23 protein-coding genes are annotated in these 17516 nt (G+C 63.8%); 16 read left to right on the top strand and 7 right to left on the bottom strand.

Features of this window, described 5'->3' with window-relative positions; all coding sequences use genetic code 11:
• Positions 1 to 65 precede the first annotated feature (65 nt).
• The 3 genes from B2Y21_RS00220 to B2Y21_RS00210 form a co-directional block, all read right to left on the bottom strand.
• Complete coding sequence (locus B2Y21_RS00220; protein WP_200168610.1) at positions 66 to 941, bottom strand: dihydrodipicolinate synthase family protein; 876 nt, start codon at positions 939 to 941, stop codon at positions 66 to 68.
• Between the two features lie 88 nt (positions 942 to 1029).
• Positions 1030 to 1710 (bottom strand): B3/B4 domain-containing protein, encoded by a 681-nt coding sequence (locus tag B2Y21_RS00215; RefSeq protein ID WP_200168609.1) that lies wholly within the window; start codon positions 1708 to 1710, stop codon positions 1030 to 1032.
• Between the two features lie 26 nt (positions 1711 to 1736).
• Positions 1737 to 2360, bottom strand: coding sequence for a LysE/ArgO family amino acid transporter (locus B2Y21_RS00210; RefSeq protein WP_200168608.1), 624 nt, complete (start codon positions 2358 to 2360; stop codon positions 1737 to 1739).
• A 68-nt stretch (positions 2361 to 2428) separates the two neighbouring features.
• Between B2Y21_RS00210 and B2Y21_RS00205 the strand changes: the two genes are divergently transcribed.
• Positions 2429 to 3328 carry a LysR family transcriptional regulator ArgP gene (locus B2Y21_RS00205; protein ID WP_200168607.1) on the top strand — a complete coding sequence of 300 codons (900 nt, stop codon included), beginning with the start codon at positions 2429 to 2431 and terminating at the stop codon, positions 3326 to 3328.
• A gap of 36 nt (positions 3329 to 3364) precedes the next feature.
• Here the strand turns inward: B2Y21_RS00205 and B2Y21_RS00200 are convergent, their stop codons facing one another.
• Positions 3365 to 4276 carry a LysR family transcriptional regulator gene (locus B2Y21_RS00200; RefSeq protein ID WP_292055797.1) on the bottom strand — a complete coding sequence of 304 codons (912 nt, stop codon included), beginning with the start codon at positions 4274 to 4276 and terminating at the stop codon, positions 3365 to 3367.
• A 104-nt stretch (positions 4277 to 4380) separates the two neighbouring features.
• On the opposite strand from B2Y21_RS00200, the gene B2Y21_RS00195 reads away from it, so the two are divergent.
• The 14 genes from B2Y21_RS00195 to B2Y21_RS00130 all read left to right on the top strand — a co-directional run bounded on the left by B2Y21_RS00195 (position 4381) and on the right by B2Y21_RS00130 (position 15398).
• On the top strand, positions 4381 to 5571 hold the full coding sequence (locus tag B2Y21_RS00195; protein WP_292055795.1) for an MFS transporter: 1191 nt from the start codon (positions 4381 to 4383) through the stop codon (positions 5569 to 5571).
• A 23-nt stretch (positions 5572 to 5594) separates the two neighbouring features.
• The gene (locus B2Y21_RS00190) at positions 5595 to 6698 is read left to right on the top strand and encodes an alpha/beta hydrolase (protein ID WP_292055791.1); all 1104 of its coding nucleotides are present in this window, start codon (positions 5595 to 5597) and stop codon (positions 6696 to 6698) included.
• Positions 6699 to 6738: 40 nt separating this feature from the next.
• A complete protein-coding gene (locus tag B2Y21_RS00185; protein ID WP_292055788.1) occupies positions 6739 to 7797 on the top strand; it encodes an NAD(P)-dependent alcohol dehydrogenase in 1059 nt (352 codons plus the stop codon).
• Positions 7798 to 8140: 343 nt separating this feature from the next.
• Entirely contained in the window at positions 8141 to 8443 is a 303-nt protein-coding gene (locus tag B2Y21_RS00180) for a hypothetical protein (protein WP_292055785.1), read from the top strand.
• A gap of 311 nt (positions 8444 to 8754) precedes the next feature.
• On the top strand, positions 8755 to 9114 hold the full coding sequence (locus B2Y21_RS00175) for a hypothetical protein (protein WP_292055782.1): 360 nt from the start codon (positions 8755 to 8757) through the stop codon (positions 9112 to 9114).
• Between the two features lie 10 nt (positions 9115 to 9124).
• Positions 9125 to 9481, top strand: a complete 357-nt coding sequence (locus B2Y21_RS00170; RefSeq protein ID WP_292055780.1) for a helix-turn-helix transcriptional regulator — start codon at positions 9125 to 9127, stop codon at positions 9479 to 9481.
• Complete coding sequence (locus tag B2Y21_RS00165) at positions 9474 to 10493, top strand: ImmA/IrrE family metallo-endopeptidase (RefSeq protein ID WP_292055778.1); 1020 nt, start codon at positions 9474 to 9476, stop codon at positions 10491 to 10493. The genes B2Y21_RS00170 and B2Y21_RS00165 overlap by 8 nt, the downstream gene beginning before the upstream one ends.
• Entirely contained in the window at positions 10490 to 11119 is a 630-nt protein-coding gene (locus tag B2Y21_RS00160) for a C1 family peptidase (protein ID WP_312203797.1), read from the top strand. Before B2Y21_RS00165 ends, B2Y21_RS00160 begins: the two co-directional genes overlap by 4 nt.
• A 10-nt stretch (positions 11120 to 11129) precedes the next feature.
• Entirely contained in the window at positions 11130 to 11957 is an 828-nt protein-coding gene (locus B2Y21_RS00155; protein ID WP_292055776.1) for a hypothetical protein, read from the top strand.
• 13 nt (positions 11958 to 11970) lie between these two features.
• Positions 11971 to 12564, top strand: coding sequence for a hypothetical protein (locus B2Y21_RS00150; protein WP_292055774.1), 594 nt, complete (start codon positions 11971 to 11973; stop codon positions 12562 to 12564).
• Complete coding sequence (locus B2Y21_RS00145) at positions 12565 to 13389, top strand: dCTP deaminase domain-containing protein (protein WP_292055772.1); 825 nt, start codon at positions 12565 to 12567, stop codon at positions 13387 to 13389.
• 149 nt (positions 13390 to 13538) lie between these two features.
• A complete protein-coding gene (locus B2Y21_RS00140; protein ID WP_292055769.1) occupies positions 13539 to 14522 on the top strand; it encodes a nucleotide kinase domain-containing protein in 984 nt (327 codons plus the stop codon).
• Positions 14522 to 14878, top strand: coding sequence for a hypothetical protein (locus B2Y21_RS00135; RefSeq protein ID WP_292055767.1), 357 nt, complete (start codon positions 14522 to 14524; stop codon positions 14876 to 14878). Before B2Y21_RS00140 ends, B2Y21_RS00135 begins: the two co-directional genes overlap by 1 nt.
• Before the next feature lie 4 nt (positions 14879 to 14882).
• A complete protein-coding gene (locus B2Y21_RS00130; RefSeq protein ID WP_292055765.1) occupies positions 14883 to 15398 on the top strand; it encodes a holo-ACP synthase in 516 nt (171 codons plus the stop codon).
• Between the two features lie 13 nt (positions 15399 to 15411).
• On the opposite strand, the gene B2Y21_RS00125 is transcribed toward B2Y21_RS00130, so the two are convergent.
• Positions 15412 to 15624 carry a helix-turn-helix domain-containing protein gene (locus B2Y21_RS00125; RefSeq protein ID WP_200168602.1) on the bottom strand — a complete coding sequence of 71 codons (213 nt, stop codon included), beginning with the start codon at positions 15622 to 15624 and terminating at the stop codon, positions 15412 to 15414.
• Between the two features lie 187 nt (positions 15625 to 15811).
• On the opposite strand from B2Y21_RS00125, the gene B2Y21_RS00120 reads away from it, so the two are divergent.
• Positions 15812 to 16642 carry a hypothetical protein gene (locus tag B2Y21_RS00120; protein ID WP_200168601.1) on the top strand — a complete coding sequence of 277 codons (831 nt, stop codon included), beginning with the start codon at positions 15812 to 15814 and terminating at the stop codon, positions 16640 to 16642.
• Positions 16643 to 16660: 18 nt separating this feature from the next.
• Here B2Y21_RS00120 and B2Y21_RS00115 read toward each other — a convergent pair whose 3' ends face one another.
• Together B2Y21_RS00115 and B2Y21_RS00110 are read right to left on the bottom strand one after the other, a co-directional pair.
• Entirely contained in the window at positions 16661 to 16831 is a 171-nt protein-coding gene (locus B2Y21_RS00115) for a hypothetical protein (protein WP_200168600.1), read from the bottom strand.
• Positions 16828 to 17292, bottom strand: coding sequence for a hypothetical protein (locus B2Y21_RS00110; protein WP_292055757.1), 465 nt, complete (start codon positions 17290 to 17292; stop codon positions 16828 to 16830). Before B2Y21_RS00110 ends, B2Y21_RS00115 begins: the two co-directional genes overlap by 4 nt.
• Positions 17293 to 17516 lie beyond the last annotated feature (224 nt).

The raw sequence follows: 17516 nt of genomic DNA, 5'->3' as shown, positions 1-17516 counted from the left end.
ATTTGATTGAACGCCGAACGGATAGAGCCCTGGCCGAAGGCGGATATTGGATGCTCCCTGTAGTCCTAGCGCGGCAACGCCTTCAGGAGACTGGCCTTCAGCATCGCATCGGGCCCCAAAAGCGGCTTCGGCGGCTGGGTCTCGGTCAGCCCCAGCATGTTCGCTACCGCGTATATCAGTCGAAGACTGCCGTGGGCGCGGAACAGGTTCCACATGCCGGCGAAGGCGGCGTCGCATCGGTCCGCTTCCTCGCGATCGCCTCTGACAGCCGCCGCCGCGAGCGCGGCGGCTTGTTCAGGAAACAGCCCGCCAGCCACGCTGTACCAGCAGTCGGCGCCCGCCAGCAGCGCTGCCTTGCAGCCCCAGTCGCCGCTGTAGCCGACGGACAGGCCCGGCGCCGCCTGCCGGAAGGCCGCCAGATCGGCTGCGATGTCGCCGGACGCCGGCAGCGGCAGCTTGATCGCCGCCACGGTCGGGATCGCCGCCAGACGCGCGACCAGTTCCGGCCTGAAGGTGAAGTTGGTCGTGCCGGGATTGCTGTAGATGCATAGCGGCAGGTCCGTGGCGGAAGCGACGGCGAGGAAGTGCTGAAAGACCTCCTCCTCCGTCAACGGCGTATAGCTGACCGGTGCCAGGAGCAGGCCGGACGCGCCCTCTGCCGCCGCATCCCGCGCCAGGGCCTGGGCCTCGTCGGTCCGCATGGCGCCGACGCCAACGATGATCGGGATTGAGGCGACGGCTTCAACAGCCGCCGCCACGGCGCGTCGCCGTTGGTCGCGGCTCAGGAACATATAGGTCCCGGTGCTGCCGAGCAGACCTATGGAATCGGCGCCGCCCGCCTCGATGCGCCGGGCCAACCGCTGCAGGTCAGGCGCAATGACCTCGCCTTCGGGCGTCATCGGGGTGATGGGAAAGGCTGAAAGGCCCGAAAACAGCGCCATGCTTCTGCTCCAGAATATCGCCCCAGTGAGGCCCGACGCAGCGGTCGGCTCAAATCAGGCTTGGCTTCAGTCTGTGACGGACGGTCGGTCAGTCTGCGCGTTGAAGGAGAAGACTGCTCGCCTGCAGCGACGGACTGAGACGCTTCAACCCAGCGATCAGGTCGTCGCCCGCCTGCAGCAGGGCGGGTATCGGCATGGGGTCCAGGCGCTCAAGGATGAACCACATGGCGGTGCTGTCGTCGGTGATCCGCGTCCGTACTCCCTGCCGCCAGTTCCATCGCCGGCAGGTCGCACCGTGATCATCGCGCCAGATGACCTCGCCGGGATCAATCATCTCGGTCTTCGGTTCGCCGTTCTGCGCCGTGTCGAAGGCCTCGCCGCCCTGGGCGACGACCAGCCTGGGCGTCCCGGCGTAGGCGTCCGCATCCTCGCCGCCGCTCGGAAGGGCGTAACGAAGGCTGATCGCATTGTAGAGATCGACGACGGCGTTCACCGGCGGCAAGGCCCCATCCCGCTGCGCCCGCTTACGCAAGGCCTCGACGGAGCATGGCGTCCGCTGCGGCTTGGCGCCGAAGGCGCGGTAGGCGCCCCGCCAGGCGTCCAGATGCGCCTCAGCCCACTCAGGCTCGTGCGCCTCACACGCTAGACGCAACTGTTCGGCGTAATAAGAATCGCTCGGCCCATTGCGCGCGCCAGCGACCAGGATGCTGAGCGCGGCGAAATCCGGACGCAGGGCGTAGATTTCCGGGGTGATGACGGGCGGGTTCATGAGGACCTCGATGTTCTGAAATGGCGTCAGGCGAAGACGCCGCGCACCAGGATGATGGCGATGACGGTCATCATCAGGCCCGTGACGACATCCAGCACGCGCCAGGCGAGCGGGCGTGCGAAGAGCGGCGCCAGAAAGCGTGCGCCAAACCCGATGGCCGCGAACCAGACAGCGGCGAAGGTCGAGGCTCCGATGATGAAAAACAGGCGCTGGCTCTCGGGCAAGCTGGATCCGACGGCCCCCATCAACATGACGGTGTCGATATAGACATGCGGGTTCAGCAGGGTGAAGGCGGCGGTGGCCGCCAGCGCCGCCCCGAGCGACAGACCTGCGCCGTCCTCAATGACCAGAGCCTCCGAGCGCATTGCCCGCCGAAAGGCCCCTACGGCGTACCAGGTCAGGAAGGCGGCGCCGCCGAGGCTCAACGCCGCCGATAGACCGGGAACCGCCGCCAGCAACCGGCCTAGACCATTCACGCCGGCGATGACGAGAACGGAATCCGCCACGGCGCAGAACAGGACGACCGGCAGGACATGCTCGCGCCGCAGCCCCTGCCGCAGCACGAACATGTTCTGGGCGCCGATGGAGACGATCAGGCTGGCCGACAGGGCGAAACCCTTCGCCAGGGCCGGAAGAATGGAAACGATCATGAGATGCTGATCGCATGGCGCAGGGCCGTAGCCGAACTAATCCTGCTTAGGCTAGATTAGCTGTCCTAATGTTAGACTATCCCGCCCTCGCGGCCCTTGCCGCCGTCATCCGCACCGGCTCCTTCGATGCGGCCGCCGAAGCCCTGTCGGTCACGCCCTCGGCCGTGTCCCAGCGCGTGAAAGGATTGGAGGAGCGGTTAGGTCTGCCCTTGGTCATTCGCGCGACGCCGTGCCGACCGACCGAGGCAGGGGCGCGGCTGGCGGCCCACTTCGATCAGGTGGCTCTTCTGGAGCACGACATGATGGCGGGCGATCCCGTCTGGGCCGCCGCGTTCGGCGGCGCGCGCCCGACCTTGAAGATCGCCCTCAACGCCGACAGCCTCGGCACCTGGTTCCCTGGCGCGGCCGCCCGCTTCGCCGCCGCCCAGCCGAACACCCTGTCCCTGGTGCTCGACGACGAGGCCGACACCGCAGAGCGCCTGCGCGCAGGCGAGGTGATCGCCGCCGTGACCACAGCGGGAAAGGCCGTCGCAGGATGCCGCACCCTGCCGCTGGGGTCGCTTCGCTACTTGGCCGCCGCGACGCCGGACTATCGCGATCGCTATTTCCCGAGCGGCGTGACGACGGCGCGGCTGACGGAGGCGCCGGTGCTCCGCTTCAGCCCCCGTGATCGGCTGCAACTCAAGTGGACTGAAAAGGTCGTTGGAAGTCCGGTCGAAGGGTCGACCCACTGGGTGCCGTCCACCCAGGGGTTTCTGGATTTCACTCTGGCTGGCGTCGCCTGGTCCCTGACGCCGGAACGCCTTGCCGCTCCGTTGATCGCGTCAGGCCGTCTGGTCGATCTTGCCCCCGGCATCATCGTCGACGTACCACTTTTCTGGCAGCACCTACGCATCACCACACGCCTGATCGAAGACCTGACCAAGGCGGTTCGCGCTGGGGCGGCCGACTGGCTGCAAACCGCCTGACGGCAATGCGCCAAAAGCGGTCATTGCCATTGCGCCCTAGAGTAGACGTTCACTCCCCCGGCGGTGACGCAGAGCATCCACGACGATCTGGAAGGCCAAGAGGTTCTGGCGACGGCTGGGGTAGTAGAGGAAGTAGCCGTCGAAGGGCGGAGACCAGTCGCTCAGGACCACCTCCAGCGCCCCCGAAGCTATGGCCGCCTCCACCATGCTCTCCGGTACATAGGCGATGCCGAAGCCGCTGACCGCCGCGTCGACCATGGCGTAGGAGTTGTTGAACGTCAGTTGGCCATCCACCCTGACCCTCAGCTCCTTGCCATCCTTCTCGAACTCCCAGGCGTAGAGGCCGCCGGCGCTTTCCTGACGCGTGTTGATGCAGCGGTGGCGGACCAGGTCCTGCGGGTGCCGGGGCCGTCCGTGCGCATCCAGATAATCCGGCGAGGCCACGGCCACGAGGCGCCAATCCGGCCCGATGCGGACGGCGATCATGTCCTTTTCGACGCTTTCGCCCAGGCGGACGCCGGCGTCGTACCCCTCCTCGACAATGTTGCGAAAGCTGCTGTCCAGCAGCAGCTCGACGCTGATGTCGGGGTATTCCGCCAGCACGGGCTTCAGCTTGGGCCAGACCACGGTCTGCAAGGCATGATCCGACAGGGTCAGCCGGATCGAGCCTGACGGCTTGTCGCGAAACGCCGTCAGGGCCGCGATCTCGGCCTCGATCTCGGTCATGCGCGGGGCGATGGTCTGCAGCAGCCGCTCGCCCGCGACGGTCGTGGCCACGTTGCGCGTGGTTCGCGTCAGCAGACGGATGCCCATCCGCGCCTCAAGCTGCTTGATCGCATGGCTGAGCGTTGATTGCGCCACGCCCAGGCGCGCCGCCGCCTTGGTGAAGCTGCGTTCCTCGGCCACGGCCTGGAACCAGGTCAGCTGATTGAAATCGGTCCGCTCCATGGGGCTCTCCCATCGTGAAGCGATAGATTATTCGATCCCGTCGATTAGTTCATGCAAATTGAGCCGACTAATCGCTTTGTCTCGCCGCCGCTAGAACGCCGGCCATGACGCAAACCACACTCTCCGCCGACACGAATGTCGAACCCGTCGCCGCCTGGGGCGCCGTCTTTTCGATGGCCCTGTGCGTGGCCCTGCTGATCGCCTCCGAGTTCATGCCGGTCAGCCTGCTGACACCGATGGCGCACGGCCTGGGCGCAAGCGAGGGCCAGACCGGTCAGGCCATCTCTATCAGCGGTCTGTTCGCCATCGGGGCCAGTATGCTGGTCACCACCACGGCGGGACGGCTGAACCGCAAATGGGTCCTGGTCGCCATTACCGCCCTGATGTTGCTGTCCCTGATCCTGGTCGCGGCGGCGCCGAGCTTCGCCGTGCTGATGATCGGCCGCGCCCTGCTGGGCGTCTGCATTGGCGGCTTCTGGGCCCTGGCGACCGCCGTCCTCATGCGCCTGGTCCCCAAGGACGAGGTGCCGCGCGCCCTGGCCCTAATGTATGGCGGCCAGGCCATCGCGGCGGCCTTCGCCGCCCCCGTCGGCAGCTATCTGGGCGCCCTGCTGGGCTGGCGCGACGTCTTCTGGGCGCTGACGCCCATCGTCGCCGTTAATCTGATCTGGCACGTCGCAGCCCTGCCTTCCCTGCCCGCCCGGCAACAGCAGGCCTTCGGCGCCATGTTCAGTCTGCTGAAGCGCCCCTATTTCCTGACTGGTCTGATCGCCTCCATGCTGTCCTGGGGATCGGCCTTCACCATGTTCACCTACCTGCGCCCCTTCCTGGAGCGGGTGACGGGCGTGGACGTGACCCTGCTGTCCGTCCTGCTGCTGGCCCTTGGCTGCGCCGGCTTCGTCGGCACCTGGGCCTCGGGCCGTTTCGTCAGGGGCGATGTGGCGCGACTGCTGCGACTGCCGGCCCTGGTGATGGGAGGCTGCACCCTGGGCCTGCTGTTTCTCGGCGGCTCCCCGATCGCGGCCGGCCTCTTGCTGACGCTGTGGGGCGCAATGAACACCGCCATGTCGGTGATCTGGATGACCTGGATGTCCCAGAACGTCGATGACGCGCCGGAGGCCGCCGGCAGTCTGATGGTGGCGGCGATCCAGGCCTCCATCCTGCTGGGCGCAGTCGTCGGCGGCTGGCTGCTGGACGGCTTTTCGATCCAGGCCACCTTCATCGGCAGCGTGGTTCTGGCGGGCACCGCCATCGTCCTGGTCGGCAACGGCCAGAAACTTCTGAAGCCCCAATGATCGACACGAACGAGGAGATGACCATGAGCCGCTCTGACACGAACGTCGCGCCGTCCAATCGACTGGCCCGTCGCGACCTGATGAAGCTGACCGGCGTCGGCGCCGCCGCGCTGGCGGCCAGTTCGCTCTTCAACCCTTCCGACGCAAAGGCCTCGACGATGGAGACACAGACCACAAGCGGCTGGGACAAGGTCTTCCCCCAGAGCGACAAGGTGGACCACCAGAAGGTCATGTTCAAAAACCGCTACGGCATCACCCTGGCGGGCGATCTCTACCTGCCGAAGGTGCGCACGGACCATCCCCTGGCCGCGCTCGTCGTCAGCGGGCCGTTTGGCGCGGTGAAGGAGCAGTCCTCGGGCCTCTACGCCCAGACCATGGCCGAGCGCGGCTTTGCGACCCTGGCCTTCGACCCCTCCTTCACCGGTGAAAGCGGCGGCGCCCCGCGCAACGTCGCCTCACCGGACATCAACACCGAGGACTTCAGCGCAGCAGTCGACTTCCTCGGCCTGCATCCGTCCGTCGACCGCGAGCGGATCGGCGTCATCGGCATCTGTGGTTGGGGCGGCATGGCCCTGAACGCCGTCGCCGTGGACAAGCGCGTCAAGGCCGTCGTGGCCGTGACCATGTATGACATGACCCGTGTCATGTCGAAGGGCTACAACGACAGCGTGACGCGGGAACAGCGCACCCAGACGCTGGAGCAACTGAGCCGCCAGCGCTGGGAAGACGCGGCGGCTGGAACCCCGGCCTACCAGCCGCCCTATAACGTGCTGCAAGGCGGCGAACCGCAGTTCATGGTGGACTACGCCGACTACTACATGACGCCGCGCGGCTACCATCCTCGCGCCGTCAACTCCGGCAATGCGTGGACGCAGACCACGCCGCTGTCCTTCATGAACATGCCGCTGCTGGCCTATATCCAGGAGATCGCGCCGCGTCCGGTGCTGCTGATCCACGGCGAGAAGGCCCACTCGCGCTACTTCAGCGAGACCGCCTATGCGGCGGCGGCCGAGCCCAAGGAACTGATGATCATTCCCGGCGCCAGCCACGTCGATCTCTACGACCGCCTGGACGTGATCCCCTTCGACAGACTGGTCGAATTCTTCGGTCGCGCATTGTCGCAATGAAGACCAGCGCCACCGCCTCCCCGCAACAATGAGACCCACCATGACCGTCAAAGCCTACGGCGCCCATGCCGCGGACAAGCCGCTCGAAGCGCTCGACATCCTACGCCGCTCGCCCGGCGCTCATGATGTCCAGATCGAGATCGCCTATTGCGGCGTCTGCCACTCCGACCTGCACACGGTGCGCGGCGAATGGGCCGGCACCCTCTACCCCTGCGTACCCGGTCATGAGATCGTCGGCCGGGTCTCGGCCGTCGGCGCCCACGTCAGCTGCTTCAAGGAAGGCGATCTGGTCGGGGTCGGCTGCATGATCGACAGCTGCCAGGCCTGCGCCGCCTGCGACGAGGGGCTTGAGCAATACTGCGAAGGCACCGGCATGGTCGGCACCTATAACGGGGCCACGCCGGACGCCCCCGGCCACACCCTGGGCGGGTATTCCCAACGCATCGTCGTCAACGACAAGTTCGTGGTGAAGGTCAGCCACCCCGAGGATCAACTGGCCGCCGTCGCCCCCCTGCTGTGCGCCGGCATCACCACCTGGTCGCCGCTGCGCCACTGGAACGCCGGCCCCGGCAAGAAGGTCGGCGTCGTCGGCATCGGCGGCCTGGGTCACATGGGGGTCAAGCTGGCCCGCGCCCTGGGCGCCGAAGTCGTGGCCTTCACGACCTCTGAAAACAAGCGTGAAGACGCCAAGGCCTTGGGCGCTCATCAGGTGGTGGTTTCGCGCAACGCCGACGAGATGAAGGCGCATCGCGGCAGCTTCGACCTGATCATCAACACGGTCGCCGCCAGCCATGATCTGGACGCCTACACCAGTCTGCTGCGTCGTGACGGCGCCCTGGTTCTGGTCGGCGTGCCGGAGCACAACCACCCGTCGCCCCAGTTCGCCTCGCTGATCTTCCGGCGCAAGTCCATCGCCGGCTCGATGATCGGCGGCATCGCCGAAACCCAGGAGATGCTCGACTTCTGCGCCGACCACGGCATCGTCGCCGACATCGAGATGATCCCGATCCAGCAGATCGAGGACGCCTACGCCCGCATGACCAAGAGCGACGTGAAATACCGCTTCGTCATAGACAGCGCGAGCCTGGCGACGACCTGAGCAAAGGCCCGACAAGTCCGCATACCACCCGCCGCTGTCCCTGGCCTGCCCTCGAAGCGACAGCGGCGGCTTGATGATCCTGGCACCGGCTCGAGCAGTTCTGCGAAGCGCCAGGAGCGGACGTTGGCTTGCTGCCTGAAAGTGGTCCTTCCCATATAAGCGAGATCACTTAGCTAAGGCTGACCACAATCGGTCGGCCAGCTCAGCGTAGCCAATGATGGAATAGGTCGTTCAGTTCGATACTGCAGATCGCGAACTGGTCTGCAGCCCGCTCCAATTCCTCGACCGTCCAAAGCTCGCCTCGTCTTTGAAGCCGCTCCTCTCCGGTCGGAGCATGACAGGGTTGCGCGTGCATGATGTCGTTGCGGACGACTACCAAGCGGCGAAAGTCGGCGGCGGCGGCCATAAGGCGATCGGCCACTCGTCCCGGGCCAACGTTCGCGGCCCCCTCTACGAATTCGGTGGTTATCGCCCCGGCGGTCTTACGATCGACGGTATCGATGTATCCTGGCCGGAGGCGTTCGCAGCACCAAACCACATTCCACTCGAGGCCAGAAAACACAAAGAGCGTTCGCCCGAGAGCAAGCAAGTATGGGTCATCCACGATGATCCTCAGTCGCTCATCTGCCATGTGCCCTCCCACTGACCGGCGCGAGCTTAATGGTCGCCGCGCTAGGTGTCTGGCTCCGGCCGCCGTGGTTTCACAGCGACGGTTCAGTACCATTGCTAACATTAGCTGGCTGCCGGGAAGCGCACATCCGCTTGAGACCTTACCAACATCGGGACCGCATCTGCTTAGAGTCGGCAGATGGGAGCGCTGACAAGCTCGCGGCCGGATCAAACTGGTTTCGGACTTCGGCAGCTTCCAGCAGCCGCGGGCGAAGCGTGTTGACTTTCCGCGCACACCTCCCATATCGTGTTCGATAATCGAACACGATATGTCGGATGGACATGGGTATGGACGAGTTGAAATCCGCGTTCGCTGCAAAAGCGCAGGTGCTAATCGCGAAGCTGGAAACGTGGTTCGAGGACGAGGTCGCCGCGATCGATGGCGAAATCGCTGCTGAGGCTCCGTCTGGTTCAGGCGGATCGATTATGGGAATGAGGCCCGCGATCGACTCCAAGCGCGTGCTCGACGCCACCGTGATCACCAAGGAAGTTCTGAACATGGAGCTTCCCCCTGAGATCATCAAACCCGGTGGCTATGGCAGTTGCGATGAGATGATTGCGGACCTCGTGCCGAAGCTGGAGCAAGTCTTCATCGGCGCTCTCAAAGTGAAAAAGCCGAAGCCGGCCAAGGAGCTCGAACCAGTATGAGTGCAACGCGATGAGCGACGAATCCGACGAGTGGCGGAAGATCGGCGAGCGACTTCGACAAGCTCGCGAGTATCTTGAGCTCAAGCAGGAGGAGGCCGCAGAAGCGGTCGGCCTTTCGCGCTCCGCCCTGTCACTTGCCGAGAATGGACGGCGCAGGGTGGACGCGGTCGAGCTTGCGCGCTTTGCGTCGGTCTATGGGCAATCGATCGAAGCCTTAACCGGGGTGGCGCAGACGCAGCCGTTGCCGGAGAGCGTTCAAGCGTTGGCTCGGGCCGCAACAGAGCTCTCGGCCGATGATCGCGCCGAGTTGTTGCGTTTCGCTGAGTTCTTGCAACTCAAAAACCCTAAGGACGCGAGCGGTGGCTAGGTCTCCCGTCGAAGCCACCCGACTCGAAGCCGTTGCAGCGGCCAAGCGCGTGCACCGGGAGCTCGATCTGGAAAAGCGCGTCACGGAACGTGGCGGCGCCATCGACGTGTTCGACGCCATTGGCGAGTTGAGCATCCCTCTCGTGTTCAAACCGCTGACTTCGGCTTTGGGGCTCTGCCTGCCGGCGCCGCTTCGGGGGATCATGGTCACGACGCGCAGAGGGGCGCACATCCAACGCTTCACCGCGGCGCATGAACTGGGTCACGTCATTCTGGACCATGCAGGCAGTGTGGATCGCGAGATCGTTGAACGCGGCCCGCTTGCCCCGACCACAGGCCGCGATCCCCAGGAGATCGCCGCGGACGCCTTCGCGGCCGAATTTCTGTTGCCGCGCTGGCTCTACAAACACCATATCCGCGCGCAAGGCTGGACCGTCGCACGCGACCTGCGCAACCCCGGAGTGGTCTACCAGCTCTCCCTCCGTATGGGTGCCAGCTACGAAGCCACCTGCTGGGGTCTGCTCAGCCACCAAGTCTTGCCGCGAAACGAGGTGTCCACGCTTCGCAAGGCCCAAGTCGCCAAACTCAAGAACACGCTTAGCGACGAGTTTCGACCGGCAAACTCATGGGCTGACGTGTGGCGTCTGACGCAGAAGGACCATCGCGCCCAGCTTGTCGGAAATCCTGATGATCTCGTCCGCATCGATCTCGAAGAGGCCGCCGGTAGCGGTCACCAATGGCAGATCGATGCGCTGCGCGAGGCTGGATACGATCTGCTCGTTGATCAGTCGGCCTTCTCTTGCGATCCCCTGCACTATGGGGGGACGACGCAACGCACGCTGATCGCCCGCCCGCCGGCCGATGGCCAAGGTGCGATGGTCCTGCGGGAACGCCAACCCTGGGTCGCCCCCTCATCCGAAGACGCGGAGTTCTCCGTGTCGCTTCGCTTCGATGGAGCAGAGGCCGGAGGGCTCTCTAGGGCCGGGCGTCGCCGATTGGGACTGTCGTCTTGATCAGCCCGACCGTAGATTTGCGTTCCCAGCTGTTGCCCGTCCGTGAGCAAGGACGGCGGCAAGCCTGTTTGCCGTTCGCCAGCAGTTGCGCACACGAACATCAGCGCATGGCGGACGCCCATCTATCGGTCGAGTACCTGTTCTTCCATGCTATCGCCCGCGCCTCGGGCAATCCGTTGATCGGCACTACCATGACGGCGACGGCGGTGGCCTTGGCGCAAGACGGCCAGCCCCTTGAAGCCGAGTGGCCGTACGCCCTCGTCCAACCGGATCCTTGGTCGCCGCCAGCGCTCAAGAGCGAAGCGTGGAAGGCGACGCTCGTCCCCAATCAATTGTCCTTCAGCGACCTCGTCTCGCATCTCGACAAGGGAGCGCCGATCGTCCTCGGCCTCGTTATCACGGACGCCTTCTTCGACCCTGATGATGACGGCGTCGTGCCGGATCTCACGCCCGATATCGAACGCGCCGGCCACGCCGTACTCGCTGTCGGGCATGGAATGCATGAGGGTGAGCCCGCAATCCTCGTGCGCAACAGCTGGGGCGAAGCTTGGGGCCTTCAGGGCCACGCCTGGCTCACCCGCACCTACATCGACCGACAACTCCGTGAAACCGCAACGCTGACCTGAGGACCCAGACATGGAACTGATCCGTGGAAACACAGCGCCAACCGTTTGGCTCGCCGCTGCCGAGCATGTGCTCGCGCAGAAAAAAGGGGTCGACTTCGATGTCATCCTGCACATCGCGGAGCCGACCGTCCTGACCAACGAAGACAAGCTGGTCTACCAAGCCGTCGACGAGTTTCTCACGTCGCACGGGGCGTTCAGCGTCCACACGGTCGCCGAAACGATCTTTCCACTCGATGAGTATCTGCGCCATGGCGCGGAGGGTGTCTTCAAGGACTATCCCGGCAAAGTTCGGACGATCCAGAAGGGGCGCAAGGATGGGAACTGGGGCTCGTACGCCTACCGGATTCTGCGCCAGAAGGACGCCGACGGGACGGTGTTCAATCCGCTGAAGGAGATGGTCCAGAAGATCAAGAATCACGGCAAATACTGCGCATCCTTCGAGCAAAACCCGGGCTACCTCATCGACGAGGACGAGCCGTTCGAAGACGAAATCCGCATCTACAACGCCGCGACAGACCGCAAACGTCTGTATGGCGGGCCCTGCCTCAGCCACTTGAGCATAAAGGTGCACGACGGCTACCTGCGTTTCAACGCGACCTACAGGTCGCACTATTACGTTCGGCGACTACTCGGCAATCTCGTCGGCTTGGGGCGCCTTCAATACTTCCTCGCCCGCGAAACTGGGCTGAAGGTCGGAGGCCTGACGATCAACTCGACGTTTGCGCGGTTTGATTCAGGCTCCGGCGAAGGATCAGGCGGCCGTTGGACGAAGGACGAAGCGCGCGCACTGCTGAAGACCTGCCGTGTCATCTACACCACCACCTTGGCAGCCGCTTAGAAGAGGAACGATCATGAGTGTTCGAGCTCAACTGTTGGCGCTTCAATGGGCGCAACTGAAGCACGACGAGGCGTACCACAAAGACATCGTGGTGATGCCGCTGGCGCAACGCATGAAGCACATGGCGCTGCACAATGCGAAATACACCGCCTACTTCCTCGAGGCCGCGCAGAGGCAGGACGGGGAGCGCCGCCGGCGCGTCCTGATCGACGCCTTCATCATCGTGCTCGTCGTCGCCAACGTCTTGAACCAGGATCTGGGCACCGAGGTCGAAAGCGGAGAGGCCGCGCCGTCGTTGCAAGCGCTTGGCGGAACGTTGGCGGACAGCCTGCCGCGTGAGCCGAACGATCCGTTCTGGATCGTGCATCAATACATCCAGCACAACGGACGCCTCGCAAAGCTCTGCGAGTCCTGGGACCATCTTGAAGCCGTCCCCTTCCGTGAAGGCATGAAGGACGCCAACCTGGCGCTATTCCGCGCGGTGCTTGCTGAAGCCGCCGCGCAGGATATTGATGTGGAAGACAGCTATCGCATCAGGCTGCGCGCGGTCGAAGCGCGCTCCATCTTCGACAGCTATTTCCGAGACGGCACCGGCGGAGAGTCATAGATGTTCTGGGGCAAAGAGCGGCTACGGACCGAGTTCGAGACACTCTACACTCCCGAGGAGTGGGACGAGGAACGGATCGACGGCTCAGCCTATACGCTCAGGGTCGGGGCCGAGGTCTATGTGTCCCCCACCGGCGAGCCGAACGATCCCCGCAACAAGCCGAAAACCCGGCTGGCGGATGACCAAGACTTTCCGATCCCCGCAGGACAATTCGGTTTCATCCTGACCGAAGACATCGTTCGCGTGCCGAAGGACGCGATCGCCTTCATTTCCATGCGCGCGCGCTACAAGTTCAAGGGCCTCGTCAATGTTTCGGGCTTCCACGTCGATCCGGGCTATGAAGGTCGCCTTCTCTTCTCGGTCTTCAACGCCAGCCCGGGCACGGTTCACCTCCAGCGCGGCGAATGCTGCTTTCTGATCTGGTATGCGGACTTGGACACGCGGACCGAATTTCCCGCGAAGGCTTTCTCCGGAGAGGCCGAGCCCTATCCAAAGAAGGGCTTCAAGACCATTCCGACCGAGCTCATCGGTCCCCTCGCCGATGGCATTCAGTCGTTCGCCAGCCTGCAATCCAAGATCACCGAGAACGACAAGAAGGTCACTGATCGGCTCAACGGCGTCGAGCGTGAGCAAGCCGTCATGAAATGGGGGGTGGCGCTTTTGGTCGGGGCCCTGATCACCTTCAGTCTGCGCGAATGTGCGCCACAGCGCGCCGACGAAAAGGCGCAGACGCCAGCGTCAGAGGCGGCGCAACCGTTGTCGCCACCGCCGGCGGCACCCCAAGCTACGCCATCACCGCCGGCCCCCGCGACGCCGCAAACGTGACCGAACATTGATCTTCCAACTCCAGCTTGGCCGTTCACGCGAACGCCGAGTTTGACTTGAGCGCGCGAGTCATAGATCGCCGTCCCACGCCTGACCCGCAGGCCAACCGCGCGCCAAGCGGAGCGCCCAACTCAAGTCAGCAGGAGGCCATGGAAACCACGGTCGTATACGACACGTATTGGCGTTTCGCCGCTAAGCGCCAGGCGCTCTATATGCGCCGACTGGACGATCCCGTCGGCCCGTGGACTGACGATCCGATCCTCGCCGCCCATCGCTTCACCAACGCTTATCGCGCGAGCGATCGCGTCAGCCAGTTTTTGATCCGTGACGTCCAGTATCGCGAAGATCGGGCGCAAACCCCTCGCGAGTTATTCTTCCGCACGCTCCTGTTCAAGATTTTCAACCGCATCGAAACGTGGCGCGCCCTCGAGAGCCGCCTCGGCCCATTGAGCTATGAGAACACCGACCTGAATGCGGTCGCCAAGATCATGACGGATCTCATGGCGCGTGGAAGTCGCCTCTACTCAGCCGCCTACATCATGCCCTCGCCAGCGATGGGCCGGACGCGCAAGCATGAGAACCATCTGCTGTTGCTCACACAGATGATGGACGACCGCCTACCCGAGCGCGTTCATCAGGCTCCCGATCTGCGCAGCGTCTTCGAACTCCTTCTCCGCTATCGCGGCCTCGGCCCGTTCCTGGCCTTCCAGTACGCCATCGATCTCAACTACTCCGCGATGTTGGGGCACGACGAAGCCGACTTCGTTGTGGCTGGCCCCGGCGCGTTGGATGGCATCTCGAAATGCTTCGCCGATGTCGGCGGCCGATCTGCGGAGGAGGTCATCCATCTCATGTGCGAGCGGCAAGAAAGCGCGTTTGCGGACGCCGGGCTGGAATTCGCCTCGCTCTTCGGGCGGCGGCTGCAGCCGATCGACTGCCAGAACCTCTTCTGCGAAATTTCGAAATACGCCCGCATCGCACACCCGGACATCCCGGGGCTTTCGGGGCGCACCCGCATCAAGCAGATCTATCGCAATACAAACGCCCCCCTGCCTCAGCCAATGTTTCCGCCACGCTGGGGCCTGAATGTGCCAACATCCGCGGTGAGCGAACGCCAAGGAGGCCTATTCTAATGACCAAAACGCCGCCGGCCGATATCCCCGCGACCAAGCCCGGCGGCTGGACACGCGCAGCCTATGTCGCGACAGCAGCGCTAGCGCTCTGTGGCTCCGCGCATGTTGCACGACACGGCTTGACGCAAGTCACCAAACTCGATGCGCACCTTTATCTCCAAGCGCATGGGCTCGCGCTCTTTGGCCTGCCGGTCATTGCCTTCTTCACCACCGGCTTGGTGTGCCTCATGCGTGCGCTAGACCCAACATTCCGCATTGATCTGATCGGTGTGAAAGCCGATGGCGTTGCGGCCGCCCTCATCTGCTGGGTGCTGGTCTTTGGTGCTTTGACGGTTGCGCTGCGAGGGCTCTGGTAGCCCCATGATCCTCGGCATCGGCATCGACCTTTGCAGAATTTCCCGCATTCGGCGTTCAGTCGATCGCTTCGGAAAGGCTTGGCTTGATGAAATTTCCGATGAAGCAGAGCAGCAAGGCTTTACCGCCCATACCGACCTAGCGCTAACGGCAGCGATTGCCGTTGCGGTGAAGGAAGCTGGTGCAAAGACTCTTGGCGTCGGCATGACGGACGGTGTGCGATGGCGCGATATTGTCGTGACACGAAGCATCGACGGGATCGGCGTGCAACTGCGGGGGGGCGCGGCTCAGCAAGCGCAGGCACTAGCGTCAGGCACCAATTACAGCATCCGCGCCGACGCCATGGTGACCCCGACTTGGGTCGTTGCATCTGCGGCCCTCATATCCGGCAAAGCCACCGCAATAAAGCTCCGTGCGATTACGACAGCACTGGCCTCTAGTCTTCCAACCATGCCTGCGATCTCCGCAATTCAGATCACGGCTGATCGCCCCCAAAGCGGACCTAGTCGAGGTCCGCTATGAGTCAGGAGCGGCCCTATTGGCCGACGGCATAAAAATCCGTCGGAAGGACGCCCAACACTTCAGCCAACTTGCCCAAAATCGCCACCGTCGGATTACCCTCGCCGCGTTCAATGCGCCCCAGATGACGCATCGCCAATCCCGCTTCCCCTGCCAACGCCTCCTGGCTTAGGCCGCGTTCCTTGCGGAGGCGCCTGATATTTGCGCCGACGATCTGCTCCCATTCCATCGGCGCGATGGTGTTAGCGGAGCGGTAACCTCTCTAGGACATCTATGTCCTATTCTTCACGAGGGGCGATTATGGGGTGTCTGGCGGGTCTGATGTTCGGCGCGGTCGGCTTTTTCGTTGCAGGACCGATAGGCGCGATCATCGGTCTGCTCATCGGCATCCTGGGCGTCGTAGGAGCGAAACGCCGATGAAAAGGCTGCTTATCCTGGCAAGCGCCGGCGCCCTGCTGACCGGCTGCGCTGCCACCACGCCGCCGGCGGAGGTGCGGATGATCCCCACCGCCGATCACGGCGTGGGCGTGCGCTTCTCGCGCGGCAACGCCCTGATGGTGTCAAACGGGCCGTCAGGGGCGATCATGCTGCTGCCGGTCCGTTACAACGACACCCAGAAATTCTACTTCTCGATCGCCGCCTTCAACACCTCCGGCTATCCCATCAACATCGGCTCAGAGGACGTGCGCCTCTATCTGGATGGGCAGCCCTACAGCGTTCAGGACTTCGACTATCTGCGCCACACCGCCCGTATGTCCGCCCAACGGGAGATGAACCTCGCCTGGGCCGACGCGGCGGTGGAGTATTTCCTCACTCTCCAGGAGATGGAGGATCACCCGCGCCGCCACGACATCGCCTACCGCAGCGCCTCAGGGCAGTTACAGGCGTCGCACGACCACATCCAACGACGCCTTCGCCAGACCATCTCCACCCTGGGCCGAACCATGCTGGAGACGACGACTATCGACCCCGGCACAGCCCACGGCGGCGCCATCCTGGCGGAACAGATCGTCATCCCCGAGGGCATGGTCCGCGACATGGTGATCGAAGTGCGCTTCGGCGGCTTCCCTCATCGGTTCCGACTGAACCTGGCGCCGTCGGGGACCTACGCCCCCACGCCGGTCGACATCCCGGCCGTCCCCGCCCAGGTCACGCAGGAGCTGATGCGCACCCGCGAGACCTGGCACTGGACCGACGGGCCACCTCCGTCGCCCGCGATCTTCAAGGGCATGCCCGTGATCGAATAAGCCGCGTTGCCGTTGAGATCAGTTGCAACCGATCAACGCACGCAACACGAGCGCCGTTTCGCTGCCGCGAACGACAGGGCGACCATTATGGAGCCCGACGAAGCTGGCGCTATCGGCAGGGTCCCGTGTGATTTCCAGATGATTGTCTCCTTTGGTCAGAACCATGGGGTAGGGGTACGGATAGGTCATTGAACAATATCCCATAGTTGGACGAGCCCATCCTTTCCGACGGGATGGAGCACGCCTTGAATTCTTTGTTTCCTCAGGCTGGCGCGGACGCGTTTCAGCGTGGCGTCAAATTGCACCGCGTCTTCGGTGCATATTCCGCGCCGTCTCATGATGCGTGTGGTGATCGTCCTAGGCGGCAGCGGCTCATCTGCCTCCCGAAGCACATCCAACAGGATGCTGGTTACCCCGCCCTTCTGCGAGCGTCTGGATGCCGCACGATTGAGTCGGATCGCGCTGATGTCGACAGAAGAGTCGAGAAGTCGAATAGCCCCTTCGATGTGGGTCAGGTCACTCGTCAATCTCTGTAGAGCCGATCGGACTTGATCGGCCTGGGTTGCGATCTCTGCGTATTTGCGAATGAGCGCATGAAGCGCGAGCGGGTTGGCGGCGCCTAGAGGCACCAGGTCTTGGTTTGTCGGCATATCTCCTGTCCTACGGCACGCTCCCGGATCAGATGCGTGGCGGCTTGACGCTTCCTGATAGGCGTCACCTGCAGAACAGAATGTACAGAAAGTCGTTTTGATTCAGAAATTTATTTAGGTGAGTTTGCTACCCAATGCCGTCCAAGAGCCGGAGGCGATTGGCTAAGGCGACCCGAAGGGCGGCGCGTAGCAGCCAAAGGGTGAGGGTTCGCGGCATGCGTCGG

The sequence above is a fragment of the Brevundimonas sp. UBA5936 genome (assembly GCA_002430835.1).
In the GTDB taxonomy this organism is placed as follows: Bacteria; Pseudomonadota; Alphaproteobacteria; order Caulobacterales; family Caulobacteraceae; genus Brevundimonas.
This window is presented reverse-complemented; position numbering and strand designations above follow the sequence as displayed.